This window comes from Micromonospora sp. WMMC415 (assembly GCF_009707425.1).
GTDB lineage: Bacteria > Actinomycetota > Actinomycetes > Mycobacteriales > Micromonosporaceae > Micromonospora.
The window spans coordinates 5,778,234-5,798,705 of record NZ_CP046104.1 but is presented as its reverse complement, the minus strand read 5'-3'; the positions used below and the strand labels follow the sequence as shown (position 1 = coordinate 5,798,705).

16 protein-coding genes and 1 pseudogene are annotated in these 20,472 nt (G+C 74.9%); 11 read left to right on the top strand and 6 right to left on the bottom strand.

From position 1 onward, the window contains the following. Positions 1 to 73: 73 nt before the first annotated feature. Positions 74 to 3,784 (bottom strand): hypothetical protein, encoded by a 3,711-nt coding sequence (locus GKC29_RS27135; protein WP_155333508.1) that lies wholly within the window; start codon positions 3,782 to 3,784, stop codon positions 74 to 76. 209 nt (positions 3,785 to 3,993) lie between these two features. Between GKC29_RS27135 and GKC29_RS27130 the strand changes: the two genes are divergently transcribed. Next, positions 3,994 to 4,515 carry a GNAT family N-acetyltransferase gene (locus tag GKC29_RS27130; RefSeq protein ID WP_155333507.1) on the top strand — a complete coding sequence of 174 codons (522 nt, stop codon included), beginning with the start codon at positions 3,994 to 3,996 and terminating at the stop codon, positions 4,513 to 4,515. Between the two features lie 6 nt (positions 4,516 to 4,521). Here GKC29_RS27130 and GKC29_RS27125 read toward each other — a convergent pair whose 3' ends face one another. Continuing rightward, positions 4,522 to 4,767: a GntR family transcriptional regulator gene (locus tag GKC29_RS27125; RefSeq protein WP_155333506.1), complete on the bottom strand. Its 246-nt coding sequence runs from the start codon at positions 4,765 to 4,767 to the stop codon at positions 4,522 to 4,524. 120 nt (positions 4,768 to 4,887) lie between these two features. Between GKC29_RS27125 and GKC29_RS27120 the strand changes: the two genes are divergently transcribed. Next, complete coding sequence (locus GKC29_RS27120) at positions 4,888 to 5,457, top strand: hypothetical protein (protein WP_155333505.1); 570 nt, start codon at positions 4,888 to 4,890, stop codon at positions 5,455 to 5,457. Between the two features lie 15 nt (positions 5,458 to 5,472). Here the strand turns inward: GKC29_RS27120 and GKC29_RS27115 are convergent, their stop codons facing one another. Genes GKC29_RS27115 through GKC29_RS27105 form a run of 3 tightly spaced genes read right to left on the bottom strand, consistent with a single transcriptional unit; the run spans position 5,473 to position 7,651 of the window. Next, the gene (locus GKC29_RS27115) at positions 5,473 to 6,324 is read right to left on the bottom strand and encodes a zinc finger domain-containing protein (protein WP_155333504.1); all 852 of its coding nucleotides are present in this window, start codon (positions 6,322 to 6,324) and stop codon (positions 5,473 to 5,475) included. Between the two features lie 32 nt (positions 6,325 to 6,356). Then, complete coding sequence (locus GKC29_RS27110) at positions 6,357 to 7,142, bottom strand: S-adenosyl-L-methionine hydrolase (protein ID WP_155333503.1); 786 nt, start codon at positions 7,140 to 7,142, stop codon at positions 6,357 to 6,359. Between the two features lie 11 nt (positions 7,143 to 7,153). Further along, positions 7,154 to 7,651, bottom strand: a complete 498-nt coding sequence (locus tag GKC29_RS27105) for a GNAT family N-acetyltransferase (RefSeq protein WP_155333502.1) — start codon at positions 7,649 to 7,651, stop codon at positions 7,154 to 7,156. 145 nt (positions 7,652 to 7,796) lie between these two features. Here GKC29_RS27105 and GKC29_RS27100 point away from each other — a divergent pair, with 145 nt between their 5' ends. Then, positions 7,797 to 8,354 carry a hypothetical protein gene (locus GKC29_RS27100; RefSeq protein WP_155333501.1) on the top strand — a complete coding sequence of 186 codons (558 nt, stop codon included), beginning with the start codon at positions 7,797 to 7,799 and terminating at the stop codon, positions 8,352 to 8,354. A gap of 78 nt (positions 8,355 to 8,432) precedes the next feature. On the opposite strand, the gene GKC29_RS27095 is transcribed toward GKC29_RS27100, so the two are convergent. Then, positions 8,433 to 13,067, bottom strand: coding sequence for an ATP-dependent helicase (locus GKC29_RS27095; RefSeq protein ID WP_230688837.1), 4,635 nt, complete (start codon positions 13,065 to 13,067; stop codon positions 8,433 to 8,435). Positions 13,068 to 13,248: 181 nt separating this feature from the next. Here GKC29_RS27095 and GKC29_RS27090 point away from each other — a divergent pair, with 181 nt between their 5' ends. The 8 genes and pseudogenes from GKC29_RS27090 to GKC29_RS27055 all read left to right on the top strand — a co-directional run. Then, entirely contained in the window at positions 13,249 to 13,674 is a 426-nt protein-coding gene (locus GKC29_RS27090) for a hypothetical protein (protein WP_230688836.1), read from the top strand. A gap of 210 nt (positions 13,675 to 13,884) precedes the next feature. Further along, the gene (locus GKC29_RS27085) at positions 13,885 to 16,722 is read left to right on the top strand and encodes a Na+/H+ antiporter subunit A (RefSeq protein ID WP_155333500.1); all 2,838 of its coding nucleotides are present in this window, start codon (positions 13,885 to 13,887) and stop codon (positions 16,720 to 16,722) included. Next, a complete protein-coding gene (locus GKC29_RS27080; RefSeq protein ID WP_155333499.1) occupies positions 16,719 to 17,201 on the top strand; it encodes a Na(+)/H(+) antiporter subunit C in 483 nt (160 codons plus the stop codon). The genes GKC29_RS27085 and GKC29_RS27080 overlap by 4 nt, the downstream gene beginning before the upstream one ends. Before the next feature lie 25 nt (positions 17,202 to 17,226). After that, complete coding sequence (locus GKC29_RS27075) at positions 17,227 to 18,732, top strand: Na+/H+ antiporter subunit D (protein ID WP_155333498.1); 1,506 nt, start codon at positions 17,227 to 17,229, stop codon at positions 18,730 to 18,732. Beyond that, positions 18,729 to 19,313 carry a Na+/H+ antiporter subunit E gene (locus GKC29_RS27070; protein WP_155333497.1) on the top strand — a complete coding sequence of 195 codons (585 nt, stop codon included), beginning with the start codon at positions 18,729 to 18,731 and terminating at the stop codon, positions 19,311 to 19,313. Before GKC29_RS27075 ends, GKC29_RS27070 begins: the two co-directional genes overlap by 4 nt. Continuing rightward, entirely contained in the window at positions 19,310 to 19,573 is a 264-nt protein-coding gene (locus tag GKC29_RS27065) for a monovalent cation/H+ antiporter complex subunit F (RefSeq protein ID WP_155333496.1), read from the top strand. Before GKC29_RS27070 ends, GKC29_RS27065 begins: the two co-directional genes overlap by 4 nt. Then, positions 19,573 to 19,914, top strand: coding sequence for a monovalent cation/H(+) antiporter subunit G (mnhG, locus tag GKC29_RS27060; protein ID WP_196255747.1), 342 nt, complete (start codon positions 19,573 to 19,575; stop codon positions 19,912 to 19,914). Before GKC29_RS27065 ends, mnhG begins: the two co-directional genes overlap by 1 nt. Positions 19,915 to 20,080: 166 nt before the next feature. Beyond that, positions 20,081 to 20,359, top strand: a pseudogene (locus GKC29_RS27055) (aminopeptidase); the annotation flags it as partial. Positions 20,360 to 20,472 lie beyond the last annotated feature (113 nt).

Sequence of the window (20,472 nt, the reverse complement as noted above, 5' to 3'; positions counted from 1 at the left end):
GATAGCGGCGCAACCGGGTGCCGACGCACCGACCACGATGGCCCGTGCGGGACCACGGATTGAGGCCGCCAAGTCACTGGGGCGTCGTCACCGCCACGGGCGTGCTGAACGCGGACGTGCCCACGACGTTGAACGAGCGGATGCGGTAGTGGTACGTGACGCCGCGGACCAGGCCCGTGTTGGTGAAGCCCCGCCCGCTCACGGTGAAGGTGGCCACCTCCCGGGTGAACGCGGCATCCAGGGCCCGCTGCACGGTGAACCCGGCGCCCTGCCCCGCCGGGGTGCTGGCCGTCCAGCCCAGGATCACCGACGCCGTGTCCGGGGCCGGCGCCGTGGCGGTGACGCTGACCGAGGTCGGCACACCCGGCCGCGGCGGGGTGGTCACCTGCGCCACAGTGGACCACGGTGAGGCCGCGCCGAGGTACGTGGTGCGCACCCGGTAGTAGTAGATGGTGTCCGGTGCCACGGCGGTGTCCAGGTGGGTGTCGCCGACGCCGATCGCGGTGGTGCCCGGCCCGCTGGTGAACGTCGGGTTGGTGGCCCGCTGGACGTCGATGCCGGTGGCGAAGGACCGGTTGCGCCACCGCAGCGCCACCCGCAGCGGAGCCGCCGGCGGCACCGCCGCGGCGAGCCCGGCCGGCGCCGCGAGCTGGACCGACGCGGGCACGCTGTTCGACCAGGCCGAGCAGCTCACCGAGTTCTCCGCCCGGATCCGGTAGTGGTAGGTGACGCCGGGGGTGACCGTGGCGTCGGTGTACCGGGTGGCGGTGGCGGCCACCGTGATCCCGGTGAGCCCCTCGGTGAAGGTCGGATCGGTGGCCCGCTGGAGCAGGTGGCTCGCGGCCGCCGGCCGGCTGCCGTTGCCGGTCCAGGCGAGCGTGATCGCCGGTAACGCGGTGGCCGACCCCGGTGCCGGAGTCGCGGTCAGGCCGGTGGGCGCCTTCGGGGCGACCCGCAGCACGAGGGGCCGGCTCATGCCCTGGTCCCGGTGGCCGGCGAGCTGGCTGTGCCAGCGGTACTCCCAGCCCAGGTTCACCAACTGGTTGACAACCAGCGCCGGCCGGCCGTCCACCGGGCTCACCGGTGTGGAGCCGGTACGCGCGCCGGCGGGCCGGCCGGGGTCCAGCAGCCGTACGCTGTCGCCGATCTTGAACGGTAGGGATGGCGCGACCGGGCGCAGCGCGACGATGACGTCCTCCCGGGGGTTCACCCGGACCACCTGCTTCCAGCCCAGCTCGTTCTCGTCGGGCGGTCGCAGCGTGCCGTCCCACCCCGCCCGGTTGACCAGTTGCAGGTCGACACCGTCCAGCCGGACCGGCTGGGTCTGCCGGCTGGCCCCGCGGATCCGCCAGAGCTGCGTGCCGTCGCCTGGTGCGCCGACCGGCGCCGCCGGGTCGCTGACCTGCACCACCTCGGTGGCCGGATCGGTCGGGCCGAGCGGCAGCACGGCGGGCCCCAGCGGGCCGCCGTGCGGGTGCCCGACGCCGAGCCGCCCGGCGAGCCGGCCGTGACCGGGCTCGAAGACCTGCTGGACCGCCTTCACGGCGAGCGGCAGCAGCACCGGCGAGCCGCCACCGATCGGGGTGAAGCTCACCGTGGTGGCGTGGACGGGCACCACCGTCTCGCGGGCGGTGCGGGTGCCGAGCGCCGCGTCGTACGCGGGCTGCGGCACGATCGGCGGGCGCTGGCTGGCCGCGTACGCGCGAGGCAGCCGCTCGCGCAGCCGGGCCAGGTCGTACCGGGGTGCCGGCGTGCCGCTCACCCGGAACTGGAGCAGCGTCCGCGTGTTCGGGCCGTAACCGGGGCGGCTCGGCGGCGTCCCGCCCTCCGCACGGAGGTCCGGCGCGTCGGTGTGGTGGTCGTACCGGGGGTCGAAGCCGGGCAGCGGCGCCGGGGCGTCGTTGTAGAGGATCAGCGTGCCGCCCGGGGCGACCGTGGAGAAGTCGACCAGTACGTCGGCCTGCTCCCCGGGGGCGAGCAGCAGGGCGTGCCCGTCGACGTTGAGCACCGTGGGGTCGCGCCGGTCGTACCGGTAGGTCACCGGCTGGTTCGGGATGACCACCGGGGCCGGCAGCAGGCCACCCTCGTTGCCGATCTGCACCAGCTCCGGACCGGCGGCGCGGGGGTCCGGCACCCCGCCCTCACGCCCGTCCGCCGGCCAGCCGGCCGGGCGGTCCGGCGTCCGGACCGCCTCGACCATCGGCACCTCGCCGGCTCCCGGGTCGGCGAGCGCGCCGTCCGGATCCCACAACGGACCGGCGGCGCGGGCACGGTAGAGCTGGAGGTTCAGGCTGCGGTCCGGGCACGCGTTGAGGATGCGGAAGCGGTAGGCGCGCGGCTCGACCGCGAGCCACGGGTACGCCACGCCGTTGACCAGCACCGTGTCGCCGTACGCGGCCGGCACCGCCGACGGGTGCGGAACGCCCGGCGTCACCGGCGGCTCGTCCGGCGCGGTGACCGGGTCGTGGTGGGGGTTCGGCACCGGGCCGGGGCCGGTGGCCGGTGCCGCGCCGTTCGGCCACGACTCGCCGTCCGGGCCGGTCTCCTCGGCGGTACGCGACCACGGCCCGTAGTCCCAGCGCCCGGTCGGGTTTCCGCCGCCGCTGCGGTGCGGGTTCTGCCGGGGCTGGTAGACGTGCGGATGCCAGAGGCTGCCGCGGGCGCCCCACCGGTCCCGGTCCCAGGTCGGGTCCTCACCGGCCAGCTGGGTGTCGTCGGGCACGAAGGTCCTGTCCTCGAACACCAGCGGGATCTGGTCGGCGGGGAGCACCCCGTCGGCGACCAGCCGCTCCTCGGCCGGGTCGGTGAGCAGGTAGAGCGCGAGCTGCCCGGTGTAGACGGTCAGCCGGGCCAGGCCGACGGTGTTGTCCTGGAACGTGAGTAGCCGTCCGCTCTGGTCGTTCGGGTAGTAGAGCGTGGTGGCCCCGGCGCCGGGGTGGGGCATGTCGGGCACGTGGGTCAGCCCCACCCCGGTCGGGTAGGGGGTGATCTCCCCGGCCGGGGTGATCCACTGCCACGGGTTGCCCGCGCTGATCCAGCCGGTCTGCGCCCCCGCCAGGTGCAGCACGGCCCGGTTCTGCGGGTACGGCGCCGGCCCGTCGAGCGGCCCGGTGCCCGCTCCCTCGATCGTCGGGTCGACGGGGAGGAACAGCTCGCCGGCCCGCCCGGTGGGGAGCTGGTTGATGAACTTCACCCGTACCGGCCGGCCCCGCCGGGCTACGATCACCGGGCCGAGGTGGACGGGGCGCTCCGGCGGCGCGAGCGTGTTGTGCCCGGTCGGGTCGGTGCCGAGGTTGAGCTGCCGGTAGCCGCGCAGCCGGGTCGCCGGGAGGTCGCGGTGCAGTCGTTGCGCGTACTCGCGGAGCCCGATCTCGTAGTAGTCGCAACCGGGATAGGTGATGGTGTCGGGGGCCGCGATCGGCAGGCCGTCGACGGGCCCGCCGCCGGTCGGTGACGCCCCGGTGGCATCGGTGGTCCCGGTCGAGCCGGCGGCGCGCAGGGTGGGCAGCGGGTCGACGAACTTCCGGATCCCGGTGCCGGGCACCACCTGGCCGTCGGCGTCGAGGACCGGCAGCGGGCTGTGCGCGTGGTTGGGCACCGGCCCGAAGCAGCGGGGGAGCGCAGCCGGGTCGAGGCTCGCGGGTGCCGGCGTGGCGTCGTCCGCGCTCCGGGCCGCCGGGACCGTCGGGCCGGCGGCGGCGCGGCCGGGATTACCGGTGCCGTCGGGACGGTCGGCGGCCGGTCGGTCCGCCCACGGGATCCGGAGTCTGCGGAACAGGTCCATGGCTCTCCCGGCGTCGGGCGCGGGGCCGCTACCTCGGCGTGGCGGCGCGGCGCGCTGAGCTGACGGTGTGTGAGCACTCAACCGCAGCATGCGACCCGGGACGGTGGTTAGGAAGTACCCAATCGTCCCTATCTGGGTCGGCGCGCCGATTCCTGCCGCCGTCCCCGGAGTGTCCCGCCCGACACGCCGTCCCGGCGCTAGGCTTCGGCGTGCCCTTCGATCTTCAGCCGGTCCTGACCGGTGCGCTGGTCGCCGTCCGGCCGCTACGGGCCGACGACGCCGACCTGCTCTATGCGGTGGCGAGAGATCCGCTCATCTGGGCACAGCATCCGGTCTCCGACCGGCACCACCGGGACGTCTTCGCGGCCTTCTTCACCGAGTCGCTCGCCTCCGGCGGGGCGCTCGCCGTCACCACTCCGTCGGGCGACGTCATCGGCTCGTCGCGCTACCACGGCTTGGACGAGCAGCGCGGTGAGGTCGAGATCGGCTGGACGTTCCTGTCCCGCGCGTACTGGGGCGGGGTGGTCAACGGCGAGCTGAAAGCGCTCATGCTGGCCCACGCGTTCCGCTTTGTGCCACGCGTGGTCTTCCTGGTCGGGCCGGGCAACCTCCGATCGCAGCGCGCGTTGACAAAGATCGGCGCGGTTCCGGCCGGCACCCGTCGCGACGGCAGCGGCCGGGAGAATTTTCTCTTCGAGGTGAGCCGCGACTCCTGGGCCGCCGTCTGGTAGCGACACCTACTCAGGCTCGGCTGCGCCGGCCCTGACGTACATGCCGCGACCAGGAACGCCGTACACCCGGCCTTCGTCGACCAGCACCTGTACGGCCTTGATGACGGTCCCGCGCGCCAACCCGTACTCCTGCTGTAGCCGCACGATCGACGGGATTGGCCGGTTTGGCGGTAGATCGCCACGCAGGATCTGCTCGCGCAGGATCTCCGCGAGCTGCCGATAGACCGGCACGGGGCCCTCGTGGTCGATCATGAGAAGACCGTATGTGACCATGCCTCGCCGCGTCTTTGCAAGGCAGGCCATGGACCACCATGTAAGGGTATGGCACGGCGGGGGAAGGCCGGCTCAAGAATTCGGCCGTCCGGCGAAGCGATGCAGACGCTGACCATGGATCAAGGAGGTCGACCTATGTGCGCCCTACCGGTTGCGCTCCCTCGATGCGGGGAGAGTGCCACCCTCCGTCTGGAGATCTACTCAGCCAGCGGTGGCGAGCGGTGCGGCTCGCTCGACGCGTCGGCGTACACCTGCGGCCAGCACGGCATCCCCATGATGTCGGCCTTCGAGCTGGCCGGTCTCACCGCCCGCCGAGTACCGCTGGCACCCGATGTCTGGCGGCCCTGCGGTTACGTGTACGTCTATCAAACCGGCGCGCTCGCCGCCCCCGCCGGCATCGCGCACCCGCACTGGTGCGACCGTCACGGCTGCGACCAGAGCGGCCGCCATCGTTCGATACGGCTACCCGTCAACAGCGGCCATCCCGACCCGGTGATCGTGGATGTGGCCCTTACGCACTCGCTCGGTGGCGCGACGCAGCCAACGCTGTCGGTAACCGCCGTTCACGACCGGGGACAGGAGATCGTGCTGTCTCTTGGGCAGGCCCGCGTCTTGTGCCACCAGGTTCGGCGCTTGCTCAATCTCGCCAGGATCGGTCGTCGGTTGTGACTGCGCGCAGCACCGCTACTGGCTGGGTGGTTGGCAGACCGGGCACCAGTAGGTGACACGCTCGCCCAGCTCGTCCTTGCGGATCGCGGTGCCGCAGCGGCGGCAGGGCTGGGCCCGCCGGCCGTACACATAACTGGTCTGCCCCCGGTGCAGTGCCCCGGTGGTGCTCTGCGTCCACCGTCCCCGGTTCGCGGCGAGCAGCCTCTGCGCCAGGGTGACCGTGCCGGCGAGGTCGGGGACGGCGCCGACCGGCGTCCACGGCGACACCCCGCGCAGGAACAGCACCTCGCACTTGTAGAGGTTGCCGATGCCGGCGAGGTTGCGCTGGTCGAGCAGGGCCTCGCCGATGGTGGTGTCCGGGTGGGCGGCGAGTCGCCGAACCGCCTCCGCCGGGTCCCAGTCCGGGCCGAGCAGGTCGGGGCCGAGGTGACCGACGAGGTGGCCCTCCGCCGCGGTCGGGACCAGCGCCAGGTCGTGCAGGTGGTAGCCGACGGCCACCGCGTGCGGGCTGCGCAGCACCACCCGGATCAGGTGCGCCGGGCGCGCGGCCCAGCGCTCGCCCGGCGCGTACGCCCGCCAGGCGCCGTCCATCCGCAGGTGCGAGTGCAACGTCCACCGGGTGCCGGTGTCCGGCTCGGTTGGCGAACCGTCGGCGGCGGACGGGCGCCCGGGAGCCGACGCGCCCGGCGGGGATTCGAGGCGCAGCAGCAGGTGCTTGCCGCGGCTGGCCGACTCGCGCACCGTCCAGCCGGTGAGGTCGGTGCCGGCGAGCTGGGGGACCCGGAAGTCGCTGCCGGTCAGCCGGGCATCGGCGAGCGCCCGCTGGAGGACGCGGGCGGTGTTCCAGACGGTGTCGCCTTCGGGCACCTTCCCATCCTCCCTCCCGCGAGCGCGCGTCGTCAGGCGGCGCTCACGTGCAGCCGGTCGCCCGGCCCGACCGCCAGCAGGTCGGCGGCCCGGCCGCCGTTCACCGACACCGCGACCAGGCCGGCCGAGTCGACATGGACGACCAGTTCACCGGGTGGCGCGTCACCGAAGGTCCGGCCGTGCACCGCGGGCTGGTGCCCGACCTGGACGGCGGCGGGCAGCGGCTCCAGCAGCGCGGCCGGTGCGGCGAGCTGCACGTTGCCGAAGTGGTCCACGGTCAGTACCTCGGCGGTGAAACCGTCCGCCTCCGGGCGCACCAGCGGTGCCGGCAGCGCCACCAGGGTGCCCGGCTCGACCGCCGGGCCGGCGTCCGCCAGCGGCGCGCCGAGCGCCAGCCGGGCCGCCACCGGCGCGAACACGTCCCGGCCGTGGAACGTGGCCGACACCCGCGGCCCGAGCCACTCCGGGTTCGTCAGCTCCACCGCCACCCGGACGCCGCCGAGCGCCACCGCGGCGTCCAGCAGCAGCCCGTTGTCCGGCCCGACCAGCAGGGCGTCGCCGGCGGCCAGGGCGATCCCCCGCCGCGCCGTGCCCACACCCGGGTCGACGACCGCGACGTGGACGCCCGCCGGCAGGTGCGGCACGGTCTGCGCGAGCACCGCCGCGCCCCGCCGCACGTCGCCCGGCGGCACCAGATGGGTCACGTCGATGACCCGGGCCGCCGGCGCCAGCCGGGCGATCACGCCGTGGCAGGCCGCCACGAAACCGTCGGCGAGGCCGTAGTCGGTGGTGAAGGAGATCCAGGGCGTCGGCGCCATGGGACGAAAGGCTAGTCCCGCTCGGTGAGCCGCAGTTCGAGAACCAGCTCGTCGTGCAGCGGGATGCCGTCCTCCCCGACCTCGGGGATGGTGGGCTTGAGGCGGCGGGCGCGGTCGACGGCACCCGCGTCGACGCGCACCAGGCGCAGCCCACGCCGCTGGTAGAAGCGCAGCGCCCGCAGGTTGTCGTTGGTGGTGACGAGCCACAGCCGGGCTCGCCCCTCGGCCCGCGCGACCTCCGTCGCGGCGGCGACCAGTGCGGTGCCCACGCCGCCGCCCGGCATCGCGGCGACCACGCTCACCACCTCCAGCCCGTCGCCGTCGCCGTGGTGGGCGAGCGCTCCGACGACCGTGCCGGCGCCGTCCACCGCGACCAGGGTCGGCAGGGTACGCAGGTCGTAGCGGGTGTCGTGGGCGACGACGTACGGGCCGCCCCACTCGCGCTCGTGCAGTGCGTCCACCGCCGACCGGTCACCGGCCCCCGCCGGCCGGATGATGATCGCGTCCATGTCCCGCCTCCCGGGTCGACGCCGTGCCGCGGCGGATCGTACCCGCAGGTCGAGTGGCGTGCGGCGGCCCGGCTCGGCGGATGTCGGACAGTCCACTGGCCGACCGGCCCATGCCACCGGCGGCCGGGATTGGCAGACTGCCAGGGTGACCAACCGGACCCTGCCCGCCGTCGCGGTGCTCGCCATCGCCACCGCTCTGACCGCCGCCTGCGGCGACGACAACGACAAGGCCTCGGGAGGAGCCTGGGGGGACGGCTCGCGCCCGTCGGCCGCCGCCGCCGCCTCCGCGCCCTCCGGTGACGCGTCGGCGCCGGGCGACCCGGCGGCGCCGGGTGCGACCGGCACCACCGAGCGCCGGCCGTCGAGCGCGCCGAAGGCCGTGCTGCCGTCCCGCATGCGCGCCGCACCCGGGGCGCGGGAGGTCGTCGCCGCGTTCAAGGCGGCCGGGCTCAAGGTCACCGACGCGAAGGACCGGTCCGTCGACTGCGGACCGGACGGGCTCGGTCTGGGCTGCTCGGAGCTGATCGCCACCGACGGCGTGACGGTGTACGTGTTCCCCGACGAGGTCAGCGCCAAGGAGATCGCCGAGACCTGGAGCGGCCAGTCGTTCCAGCGGGGTGCCGTGGTGCTCAACTACCTGGAGGCGAAGACGCCGGCCGCCGACCGTCCGAAGTACGAGAAGGTGCTCACCGACCTGCGCTGACCGGTGCGACACCCTGATCCGTCAGCCGGGTGGCCGCAGGCCGTCGCCGGCATCCGGCGAGGCGTGGCCCGGCAGCCGTCAGCCGCGTAGCCGGAGCCCGCGGGGGGTGGCCCGGAAGCCGGCGGCGGTCAGCGCGTCGCGCAGCGGCGACGAGTGCACCGCCTCGCCGTCGGCCCGCTCCACCGAGATCGCCCCGAGCGCTCCGGAGTGGACCACGTCGGCGAGCGCCTTGCCGGCGGCGGCCAGCGTGTCGGCCTCGTCGGTGAAGGAGAGCAGCGTCCGGCCACCCCGCTCGACGTAGAGCACGAGGTCACCGGCGACCAGCACCACCAGGGCGCCGGCCTTGCGGCCGGCCCGGTGCCCGGTGGCCGGCGCCGCGCCGTCGCCCGAGTCGACCACCCGCTCCGGCCAGGGCAGTGCCGCGCCGTACGGGTTGGCCGGGTCGGTCGCGGCGAGGACCAGGGCCGGCCCGCCACGGCCCCGCCCCCCGTCGGCGGGGTCGGCGAGCGCGCGCAGCCGGTCGACCGCGCCGGGCACCGCGAACTGGGCGGCGCCGAGCCCTTCGACGAAGTAGCCGCGGCGGGCCGCCCCCCGCTCCTCCAGCGCGGACAGCACCGGGTAGACGGCGGCGAAGCCGCCACTGACCTGCTCGGCGACGACCGCGCCCCGGGTCACCACCCCGTGTCGTTCGAGCAGCACGTCGGCGAGGGCCGCCGCGCGGCGGGTCGGATCGGTGTCCCGTTCCGGGAGCCGCGACCACCGCCCGGCGACCGTGGGCGGGCCGCCGCGGGTGGGCAGCGCGACCCGCCCCGGACGCCGGTACCGGGTGCGTGGCGTGGCCGGGCGGGACCGGTGCGCCCCACCGCCACCGAGCACCGCCCGCAGCGGGGCGAGCGTGTCGTTGGTGAGGTGGCCGGCCCACACCAGGTCCCACACGGCGGCGGTCAGGGCGGCGTCGTCGGTGGAGCCGACGCGGTCGGACAGGGACCGGAAGAACAGCGCCTGCCCGTCGTCGAGGGCGTCGAGCACCGCGTCGTGCAGCGGGGTGCGGCTGAGCGAGTCGTCCGGCGGGGGAAGCAGCAGCGGGGCGGTGTCCGCGTACGCGAGGGCGACCCAGCCGTCGCCGCCGGAGATCGCGCCGGAACCGGCCCACACCACCTCACCGCTGGCGCACAGCTCGTCGAGCTGGGCGGGGGAGTAGTCGGCGACCCGCGCCGGCAGCACCAGCCGTTCCAGTGCGGACGCGGGCACCGCCACGCCCTGCAACTGCTCGACGGCCGCGGCGACCGCCTCCACCCCGCGCGCCGAGGAGCCGACCTGCTGCCAGCGGGGCAGGAACGTGGCCAGCGCCCGCGGCGGCACCGGCTCGATCTCCCGGCGCAGCGCCGCGAGGGACCGACGGCGCAGTATCCGCAGCACCTCGGCGTCGCACCACTGGGAGCCGGCCGTGTCGGGCGCGAACTCCCCGGACACCACCCGGCCCGCCGCCGCGAGCCGGCGCAGCGCCTGCTCGACCACGAACACGCCGAGCCCGAACCGGGCCGCGCAGGTGGCGGCGGCGAACGGGCCGTGGGTGCGTGCGTACCGGGCGACGAGGTCGCCGAGCGGGTCGGCCACCGGCACCAGGTACGCCTCGGCCACGCCGACCGGCAGCGCCACACCGAGCGCGTCGCGCAGGCGGGCCGCGTCCTCCACGACGACCCAGCGTTCCTCCCCGGCGATGCGGACCGACAGCACCCGCCGCGCGGCCGCCAGCCCGGTCAGCCACTCCGCCGGCACCCCGCGCGTCGCCAGCTCCTCGGCGGTGAGGTCACCGACGACCCGCAGCAGCTCGACCACGTCCTCCGCGTCGCGCGGGCGGCGCTGCTCGGTCAGCCATCGCAGCTGGCGTCCGGTCTCGGCGAGCACCGCCGGGTCGAGCAGCTCCCGCAGGTCGACCCGGCCGAGCAGTTCCCCGAGCAGCGCCGAGTCCAGCGCGAGGGCGGCGGCGCGCCGCTCGGCGAGGGGGGCGTCGCCCTCGTAGAGGAAGGCTCCGACGTAGCCGAAGAGCAGGGACCGCGCGAACGGCGACGGCTGCGGGGTCTCCACCTCGACCAGGCGCACCTTCCGGGCGGCCAGCTCCCACATCAGCGCGGCGAGGGACGGCTGGTCGAAGACATCCTGGAGGCATTCGCGTGCCGCCTCCAGGGTGACCGGGAAGTCCGCGTACTCCCGGGCGACGTCGAGCAGTTGCGCCGCGCGCTGCCGCTGCTGCCACAGCGGCTGACGGCGGCGCGGATCCCGGCGGGGCAGCAGCAGCGACCGGGCGGCGCACTCCCGGAACCGGGCGGCGAACAGCGCCGACGTGCCGACCGACTCCTCGACCAGCTGGGCGATCTCGTCGGGCTCGAAGACGACCACGTCGGCGCCGGGCGGCTCCTCCGCGGTGTCGGGCAGGCGGACGACGATGCCGTCGTCGGAGGGCATCACCTGGGCGTCCACCCCGTACCGCTCGGTGAGCCGGCGGCCGATCGCGAGCGCCCACGGCGCGTTGACGCGGGCGCCGAGCACGCTGTGGACGGCGAGCCGCCAGTCGCCCAGCTCGTCACGGAACCGCTCCACCACCACCGTGCGGTCGTCCGGCAGCGCCCGGGTCGCCGCCTGCTGCTCGCGCAGGTACGCCATCAGGTTGCCGGCGGCCCAGTCGTCCAGCCCGCCGGCGCGCAGCGCGGCGGCGGCGTCGTCGTCGCCCTGGCGCAGCAGCGCGCGGACCCGGGCGCCGATGGCCCGGCCCAGCTCCACCGGGCGGCCCGGCTGGTCGCCCTTCCAGAAGGGCATCTTGGCCGCCTGGCCGGGCGCGGGGGAGACGAGCACCCGGTCGGGGGTGATGTCCTCGATGCGCCAGGACGACGAGCCGAGCAGGAAGACGTCGCCGACGCGGGACTCGTAGACCATCTCCTCGTCCAGCTCGCCGACCCGCGCGGCCCGCTCCGCCCCGGCCAGGAAGACCCCGAACAGGCCCCGGTCGGGAATCGTGCCGCCGCTGGTCACCGCCAGCCGCTGGGCGCCGGGCCGGCCGGTCAGCACGTCGGTCGCCCGATCCCAGACCAGGCGGGGACGCAGCTCGGCGAACGCGGTCGACGGGTACCGCCCGGAGAGCATGTCGAGCACGGCGTGCAGGGCCGAGTCGGGCAGCTCGGCGAAGGGCGCGGCCCGGCGCACCACCACGGCCAGGTCCCCGACCCGCCACGGGTCGAGGGACACCATCGCGACGACCTGTTGGGCCAGCACGTCGAGGGGGTTGCGCGGGTAGTGCAGCTCCTCGATCGCACCCTCGGTCATCCGCTCGGCCACCACGGCGCAGGAGAGCAGGTCCCCGCGGTGCTTGGGGAACACCACGCCCCGGGACACCGCCCCGACCTGGTGCCCGGCGCGGCCGACCCGTTGCAGGCCGGCGGCCACGCTCGGCGGGGCCTCGATCTGCACCACCAGGTCGACCGCGCCCATGTCGATGCCCAGCTCCAGGCTGGAGGTGGCCACGACCGCGGGAAGCTGCCCGGACTTGAGCGCCTCCTCGATGTGCTTGCGCTCCTCGCGGGAGACGCTGCCGTGGTGTGCCCGCGCGATGACCGGGGGCGCGCCGGCCACCGCGCCGGCCTGCGCCATCAGCTCGGCCGGCGGCCGGTTGGCCCGCACCGGGCCCACCGGCCCGCCCCAGGCGCCGTCGCCCGCCCCGGCGTCGGCTCCGCCCGCCGGGCCGGTGCCGGCGATCTCGTCGGCCGCCAGCTCGTTGAGCCGGGCGCAGAGCCGCTCGGCCGAGCGGCGCGAGTTGGTGAAGACGATGGTCGAGCGGTGGGCCCGGATCAGGGCGAACACCCGCTCCTCCACCGCCGGCCAGATCGACGCCCGGCGCGGCCCGAAGCCGCCGAGGTCGTCCTCGGGCGGCTCCTGCTCGTCGAGGCGCGTCATGTCCTCCACCGGGACCTGCACACCGACCTCGATCGTCTTGGCGGTGGGCGGGGCGACGACGTCGACCGGCCGGGCCCCGCCGAGGAAACGGGCGCAGGTGTCGACCGGCCGGACGGTCGCGGACAGGCCGATCCGCTGGGCCGGGGCGGGCAGCAGCTCGTCGAGGCGCTCCAACGACAGCGCGAGGTGGGCCCCTCGCTTGGTGCCGGCGACCGCGTGCACCTCGTCGACGATCACCGTCTCGACGCCCCGCAACGAGTCCCGCGCCGCTGACGTGAGCAGCAGGAACAGCGACTCCGGCGTGGTGATGAGGATGTCGGGCGGGGTGCGGGCGAAGGCGCGGCGCTCGTCGGCGGGAGTGTCCCCGGTGCGCATCCCGACGGTGATCTCGGGTGGGGTGAGGCCGAGTCGGGTGGCGGCCTGGCGGATGCCGGCGAGCGGGGTGCGCAGGTTGCGCTCGACGTCGACCGCGAGCGCCTTGAGCGGGCTGACGTAGAGCACCCGGCAGCGCCGCCGGGGATCGGCCGGGGCGGGCTCGCGGGCCAGCCGGTCCAGCGACCAGAGGAACGCGGCGAGTGTCTTGCCGGAGCCGGTGGGAGCCACGACCAGGGCGTTGCGCCCGGCGCCGGTGGACCGCCAGGCGCCCGTCTGCGCCCCGGTCGGCGCGGCGAACGCGGCCGTGAACCATTCCCGGGTGGCCGTGCCGAACGCGGCGAGCGCGTCGCCCGTCGCCGACCCGGCCGCGTCTCCCGTCACCTCCGCCACGCCTTCCATCCTGCCTCGGCGGTGTGACAACCCCGCCCGGCGGTCGAGCCTTCTGTCCGGCTCATCGGCAAAAGCGATGGATATGACGATGAATGCGTTAAGTCTTACTTAACTGCTTGCTTGTGACCCACAACATAAAGTAACTTCACTCGCGACGCGGGCGCGGGGTGGGAGGGGCCGGATGGCTGTCGAGGAGCGGAATGGCGAGCCCGGCACCGACGTGCTCATCCGCAAGGTCGACAGTCATCTCGCGGTCGTCCGCGCCGGCCTGACCGGCCCCGAGCTGGAGCTCGCCGAGCGGCTCGCGCACGCACTGCGCGAGCTGGTCGTGTCCACCGCCAGCGCCAGCGCCGCCGACCGGGGCCGGGTCCGCGCCGCCGTGCACTTCTTCGTCCTCCGCCGGGAGAGCAGGGGGCGGCTGCTGTCGGTGCGCTCGCTCGCCGCCGCCCAGCGGGTGGTCAACCGGGTCGTGGTCCAGCTCGGCCGCCCCGACCTGCTCGTCGAGGCCCGCCGCGACCGCCCGGCCCGCGAGCCCGCACCGGTCCCCGCCGACCTCGCCGCCGACCTCGCCGCCGACCTCACCGCCGCCGAGGTCGCCGCCCGCTGACGAGCGCCGGCACCGAGATCCTGCGAATTCCCGCAAAACAACCCCGGCCACCCGTGATCTGGCGTCTGATCGCACCTGGGGCACGGTTCGTGGCGGTCGATGGCGGCGGCCGGCGGGCACGCTCCACGCCCCCGGGTCTGACGCCGCCCGACCCAGGCGGCCCGCGCGGTGCGGCCCGGCGTGCCGCCGCCACCTCGACGGGGAGTGCGGGTGCTCGTACTGCTGATCCTCCACCTCGTGGCGGCGCTCGCCGCGGCGCCGCTCGTCCGGTGGTGGGGGCCGCGCGCGTGCTACCTCCTCGCCCTCGCTCCGGCAGCCGCCTTCGGCTGGGCGCTGGCCCGTACGCCGGCGGTCGCCGACGGGGCAGCGGTCGTCGAGACGTACCCGTGGATCCGCCAGCTCGGGATCGAGGTGGCGCTGCGGGTGACCACTCTGTCCTGGCTGATGACCCTGCTCGTCGGCGGCGTCGGGGCGTTGGTGCTGGTCTACAGCGGCCGGTACTTCGCGCCGGGCGCACTCGGGCTGGCCCGCTTCGTGGCCGTCCTGGTGGCCTTCGCCGGCGCGATGCTCGGCCTGGTCCTCGCCGACGACCTGCTGCTGCTCTACGTCTGCTGGGAACTGACGACGATCTTCTCGTACCTGCTGATCGGGCACAGCACCGAGCGCCGCTCCAGCCGCTGGGCGGCAGCCCAGGCGCTGACCGTCACCACGCTCGGCGGCCTGGCCATGCTGGTGGGGTTCGTCATGCTCGGCACCCGCGCCGGGACCTACCGCTGGTCGGAGCTGGCCACCGCGGCGCTGCCGGGTGGGACGTACCTGGTGACGGCGGTGTCGCTGGTCCTGGTCGGGGCGCTGGCCAAGTCGGCCGTGCTGCCCTTCACGTCCTGGCTGCCGGTGGCGATGGCCGCGCCGACGCCGGTCAGCGCGTACCTGCACGCCGCCGCGATGGTGAAGGCGGGCGTCTACCTGATCGGGCTGCTCGCGCCGGTGCTGGCCACGGCCGGGCCGTGGCGCCCGGTGGTCACGCTCGCCGGCCTGGCCACCATGGTCGTCGGCGGCTGGGCGGCGCTGCGGCAGACCGACCTGAAGCTGCTGCTGGCGTACGGGACGGTGAGCCAGCTCGGCCTGCTCGTCGTGGTGGTCGGCGCGGGCACGCCGGACGCTGCGCTGGCCGGCACGGCGATGCTGCTCGCGCACGCCCTGTTCAAGGCGGCGCTCTTCCTCGTGGTGGGCATCGTCGACCACGGCGCCGGCACCCGGGACCTGCGTGAACTGTCCGGCCTCGGACGCCGGGAACCGATGCTGACCGCCGTCGCGGTGCTCGCCGCCGCGTCGATGGCCGGCCTGCCGCCGCTGGTCGGGTTCGTGGCCAAGGAGGCGGTCCTCGCCGCGTTCCTCGACCGCCCGGTGGTGCTCGCCGCGCTGGTCGCCGGCTCCGCGCTGACCGTCGCGTACAGCGCCCGGTTCGTGTGGGGCGCCTTCGGCGGCCGGCCCGGGGTCGCGCCCACCGACATCGGCCGGATCAGCGTGCCACTGCTCGCCCCGCCCGCCCTGCTCGCCGGGGCGGGGTTGGTCGCCGGTCCCGCCGCCGGCGTGCTCGACCACGTGCTGCGCCCGTACGCCGAGCTGTTCGGCCCGGTGGCCAAGGACCTGGCGCTGTGGCACGGCCTCAGCCCGGCACTGGGTCTCTCCGCGGTCGCCGTGGCCGGCGGCGCGGCGCTGTTCGCGTTGCGCGGTCCGCTCGCCCCGGTGCTGGCGCGGCTGCACGTGCCGGTCAGCGGCAATCAGGGGTACGAGTGGATCACCCGCCGGTTCGACCGGCTCGCGGTCGAGGTCACGGCCGTCACCCAGCGCGGGTCGCTGCCGCAGTACCTCGGCACCATCCTGGTCGCGCTCGTCCTCGTACCGGGCGGGGCGCTGCTGACGGCCCGCCCGTGGCAGGAACCGATCACCTGGTGGGACAACCCGCTGCAGGTGGTCGTGGTGACGGTGATCGCCGTCGCGGCGGTGCTCGCGGTGGGCGCGCGGCGGCGGCTCACCGCGATGCTGCTGGTGGGCGTGACCGGCTACGGCAGCGCACTGCTCTTCGTGCTGTACGGGGCACCGGACCTGGCGCTGACCCAGTTCCTCGTCGAGACCGCCACCATCGCGATCTTCGTGCTGGTGCTGCGCCGGCTGCCGCAACGGTTCTCGGCCCGGCCGCTGCGGCGGAGCCGCTGGGTACGCCGCGCGATCGGCCTGGCCGTCGGCGTGGTGGCGGCCGGTCTCGCCCTGGCCGCCGGAGGTGCCCGGACCGCCCCCACCATCTCCGACGCGTTCCCGGACCTGGCGGTGGCCGAGGGCTACGGGCGGAACGTGGTCAACGTGACCCTGGTGGACATCCGCGCCTGGGACACGATGGGCGAACTCGCGGTGCTGGTCGTGGCCGCGACCGGAGTGGCCAGCCTGGTCTTCCAGCGATCCCGCACCGGCCCCCGGCCCCGGCGCCCGGAGGCGGCGAGGCGCCCCGGACCGTCGGAACGGCCGGTGTGGCTGCGCGGTGGACCCACCCTCACCGAGCGGCGTCGCGTGATCGTGCTGGAGGTGGTCACCCGGCTGATCTTCCACACCGTGGTGCTCTTCTCGCTGTTCCTGCTCGTCTCCGGGCACAACGCGCCGGGCGGCGGCTTCGCCGGCGGTCTGGTGGCGGGCCTGGCCCTCGTGGTGCGCTATCTCGCGGGCGGGCGGTACGAGCTGGCCGAGGCCGCGCCGGTCGGTGCCGGCACGGTGCTCGGCGCCGGGCTCGCCGTCTCGGTCGGCACCGGCGTGGTCGCCCTGCTCACCGGCGCGCCGGTGCTGACCAGCACGAAGATCGACCTGTCGCTGCCACTGGTCGGCGATCTCCACGTGGTCACCTCGATCTTCTTCGACGTCGGCGTCTACCTCGTGGTGGTGGGGCTGGCGCTGGACATCCTGCGCAGTTTCGGTGCGGAGGTGGACCGGCACATCGAGGCGGCCGGACGCGCCGACGGCGGCCTGGCCGTGGACCGCACCGGGGAGGGGACGTGACATCGGCCGACGCGGGGCCCCCGCTGGCGCTCGTCCTCGCCGTCGGCGTGCTCGTCGCCTGCGGGGTGACGCTGCTGCTGGAACGCAGCCTGACCCGGATCCTGCTCGGGGTCATCCTGCTCGGCAACGGCGTCAACCTGCTCATCCTGCTCGGCGGCCGGCCCGGGGCCGCGCCCCTGGCCGGCACCGCACCCACCGGCGCGATGAGCGACGCGCTGCCGCAGGCCATGGTGCTGACCGCCATCGTCATCACCTTCGGCCTGACCGCGTTCCTGCTGGCCGTCAGCTACCGCAGCTGGTACCTCACCGGGGACGACGAGGTTCCCGACGACATCGAGGACCGGCAGATCGTGCGGCAGGCCGAGCGCAACGAGGCGGCCACCGCCGACCTGGGCGGCGAGGGCCCGGACTCGGACCCGGAGCAGGTGGACCCGGGGCCGGCACACCGCCGGCGGGCCGGCGACGCGGACGGTCACTGATGACCGGGTACGCCGGGAGGGTGCGGTGAGCCGCCTGGTGGCGCTGCCGGTGGTGGTGCCGCTGCTCGGCGCCGCGCTGGCCCTGCTGGTGGCCGGTTGGCCCCGTGTGCAGCGGGCGGTCAGCGTCACCTGCCTCGCCGCCACGCTGGCGGTGGCGCTGGTGCTGCTCGTGCACGCGTACCGGGAGGGGCCGTCGGTGGTGCAGGTCGGCGGGTGGCCGGCCCCGGTGGGGATCGTGCTGATCGCCGACCAGTTGGCCGCGCTGATGCTGGTGGTCTCCGCCGCGGTGACGCTGTGCGTGCTGCTCTACTCGATCGGGCAGGGCCAGGGGGAGGCCGGCGAGAAGGCGCCGGTCGCCATCTTCCACCCGACCTACCTGGTGCTGACGGCCGGCGTGACCAACGCGTTCCTCGCCGGAGACCTGTTCAACCTCTTCGTCGGCTTCGAGATCCTCCTCGCGGCGAGCTTCGTGCTGATCACGCTCGGCGGCACGGAGACGCGGATCCGCACCGGCTCCACGTACGTGGTGGTCAGCATCCTGTCGTCGTTGACCTTCCTGACCGCCCTCGGCCTCGTGTACGCGGCCACCGGCACGGTCAACATGGCCCAGCTCGCGTCGCGCCTGGACGCGCTGCCCGACGGCGTACGGCTGAGCCTCCAGCTGCTGTTGCTGCTGGCGTTCGGCGTCAAGGCGGCGGTCTTCCCGCTGTCGGCCTGGCTGCCGGACAGCTACCCGACCGCCCCGGCCCCGGTCACCGCCGTCTTCGCCGGCCTGCTCACCAAGGTCGGCGTGTACGCGATCATCCGGACCGAGACGCTGCTCTTCCCCGGCGGTCGGGTGGCAGTCCTGCTGATGCTGGTGGCCGGGGCGACGATGCTGGTCGGCATCCTCGGCGCGGTCGCCCAGTCCGACATGAAGCGGCTCTTCTCGTTCACGCTGGTCAGCCACATCGGCTTCATGATCTTCGGAGTGGCGCTGAGTACCGTCGCCGGGCTCTCCGGCGCGATCTTCTACGTGGTGCACCACATCACCATCCAGACCACCCTGTTCCTCGTCGCAGGGCTCGTCGAGGTGCGGGCCGGCAGCACCGACCTGCGCCGGATCGGTGGGCTGTCGCGGGTCGCGCCGCTGGTCGCGGTGCTCTTCTTCGTCTCCGCGATGAACCTGGCCGGCATTCCGCCGTTCTCCGGGTTCCTGGGCAAGCTCGGACTCTTCCAGGCGGGAGTGGCGACCGGCCGTGTCCTACCCGGCGCGCTGGTCGCCGCCGGGGCGGTGACCAGCCTGCTGACCCTCTACGTGGCGTCGCGGGTGTGGAACATCGCCTTCTGGCGGGCGCCGCGGCTGGCTACCGCCGAGCCGCCGGGGCGCCTGCCGGCGCTGATGCTCGGGGCGACCGTCGCCCTCGTCGCGCTCGGTCTGACGCTGACCGTGGGCGCCGGCCCGCTCTTCGCGGTCACCGTGGACGCCGCCACCGACCTGCTCGCGCGCACGCCGTACGTGCGGGCCGTGTTCCCGGAGGGCCCGCCGTGACCGCCCGGCACGGTACGCCGGACCCGCCGCGCGGTCGCGCGAAGCGGTGGCGGGACCAGTTGATCGCGTACGGCTGGCTGGTGCTGGTCTGGAACCTGCTGTGGGGCGACTTCTCCTGGGGCAACCTGCTCGGCGGGCTGCTGGTGGCCGGCGTGGTGCTGGTGTTCTTCCCGTTGCCGCCGGTCACGTTCGGCGGGCGGGTCCGCCCCGGCCCGCTGCTGGCGCTGGTGCTCCGGACGTTGGGCGACCTGGTGACCGCCAGTCTCCGGGTGGGCGCGCTGGCGGTGCTGCCCGGCCACCGCCCGCACAGCGCCATCGTCACGGTACGGCTGCGTGTGCCGAGCGACCTGAACCTGGCCCTCACCGCGGAGGTGGTGTCGCTGGTGCCCGGCACCCTGGTCCTCGACGTGGACCGGGAGGCCGGTGTGCTCCACGTCCACGTGCTGGACACCCACGGTCGGCGGGAACTCGCCGAGAACAAGGAGCGCGTGCGCGTCGTCGAGCGGCGGATCGTGCGGGCCCTCGGCTCCGCCGCCGAGGTGCGCCGGCTGGACCGTCCCGTCGAGAGGGGTACCCGATGATCGTCGTCCTCGCCGTCGTCCTGACCGTCCTGTTCTCGGTCACCGCGCTGCTGGCGCTGGTCCGGCTCTACCGGGGACCGTCCCTGCTGGACCGGGTGGTGGCCGTGGACATGCTGCTGGCGACGATGGTCGGCGCGGTCGGCGCCGAGGCGGCGGTGAACCGGCACGCCACGACGCTGCCGGTGCTGGTGGTGCTGTCGCTGCTGGGCTTCGTCGGCTCGGTGTCGCTGGTCCGCTTCGCCGTCCGGGAGGATCGCTGATGGTGGGGGCCGTCGCCGACTGGCTCGCCGCCGTTCTGCTGGTGGCCGGCGCCCTGCTCAGCCTGGCCGCCGGGATCGGGGTGCTGCGCTTCCCCGACGTGCTGGACCGGATGCACGCCGCCACCAAGCCGCAGACGCTCGGGGTGCTGCTTCTCCTCACCGGGGTGGCGTTGCGCCTGCGGTCCCCGTCCGACCTGGGGATGATCGCGCTGGTCGGGCTCTTCCAGCTCGCCACCGCCCCGGTGGCGGCCCAGATGATCGGCCGGGCGGCCTACCGCACCCGCCGCCTGGACCGGGCCCGGGTCGAGAGCGACGACCAGGACGGACCGGCCCCGCACTGACGCCGTCGTCCGGCGCGTCGCAATTGCGGCTGGGTGGCGAATCCGACGGCTTGCGTCTTGCCGGCTGTACGGTCCCACTGCACCTGCGCAGTGATGGTCATCGATTGATGGCCGGACCGTGCGGTCGCGCCCACCGGCGTGACCGGTACCCCGACCGGGAGGAGCCATGAGACCCCGTACCCCGCGCTCCGGCTGGCTGGCCGCCCTGGCCGCAGCGGCGCTGACGGCCGTGACCGCGCCGTCGGCCGCCGCCGCGCCCACGGACCCCGACCCCGCGCCGGCGCAGGCCGCCGTCGCCGCCCCGGACATCCCGCTGGCCAACGTCAAGGCACACCTGGCCCAGTTCCAGTCCATCGCCAATGCCAACGGCGGCAACGGGGCGCACGGCCGGCCCGGCTACCTCGCCTCGGCGAACCACGTCAAGGCGCAGCTCGACGCCGTCGGTCTCGGGCGGGCCGGCGTCGACGCCAGCCGCCCGCTACCACGCCAATATCAACTTTGCCCGCTCAACTGAAGATCCGCGCGGATCGCTTCTACATCCGAACGTCCCTTGCCGAC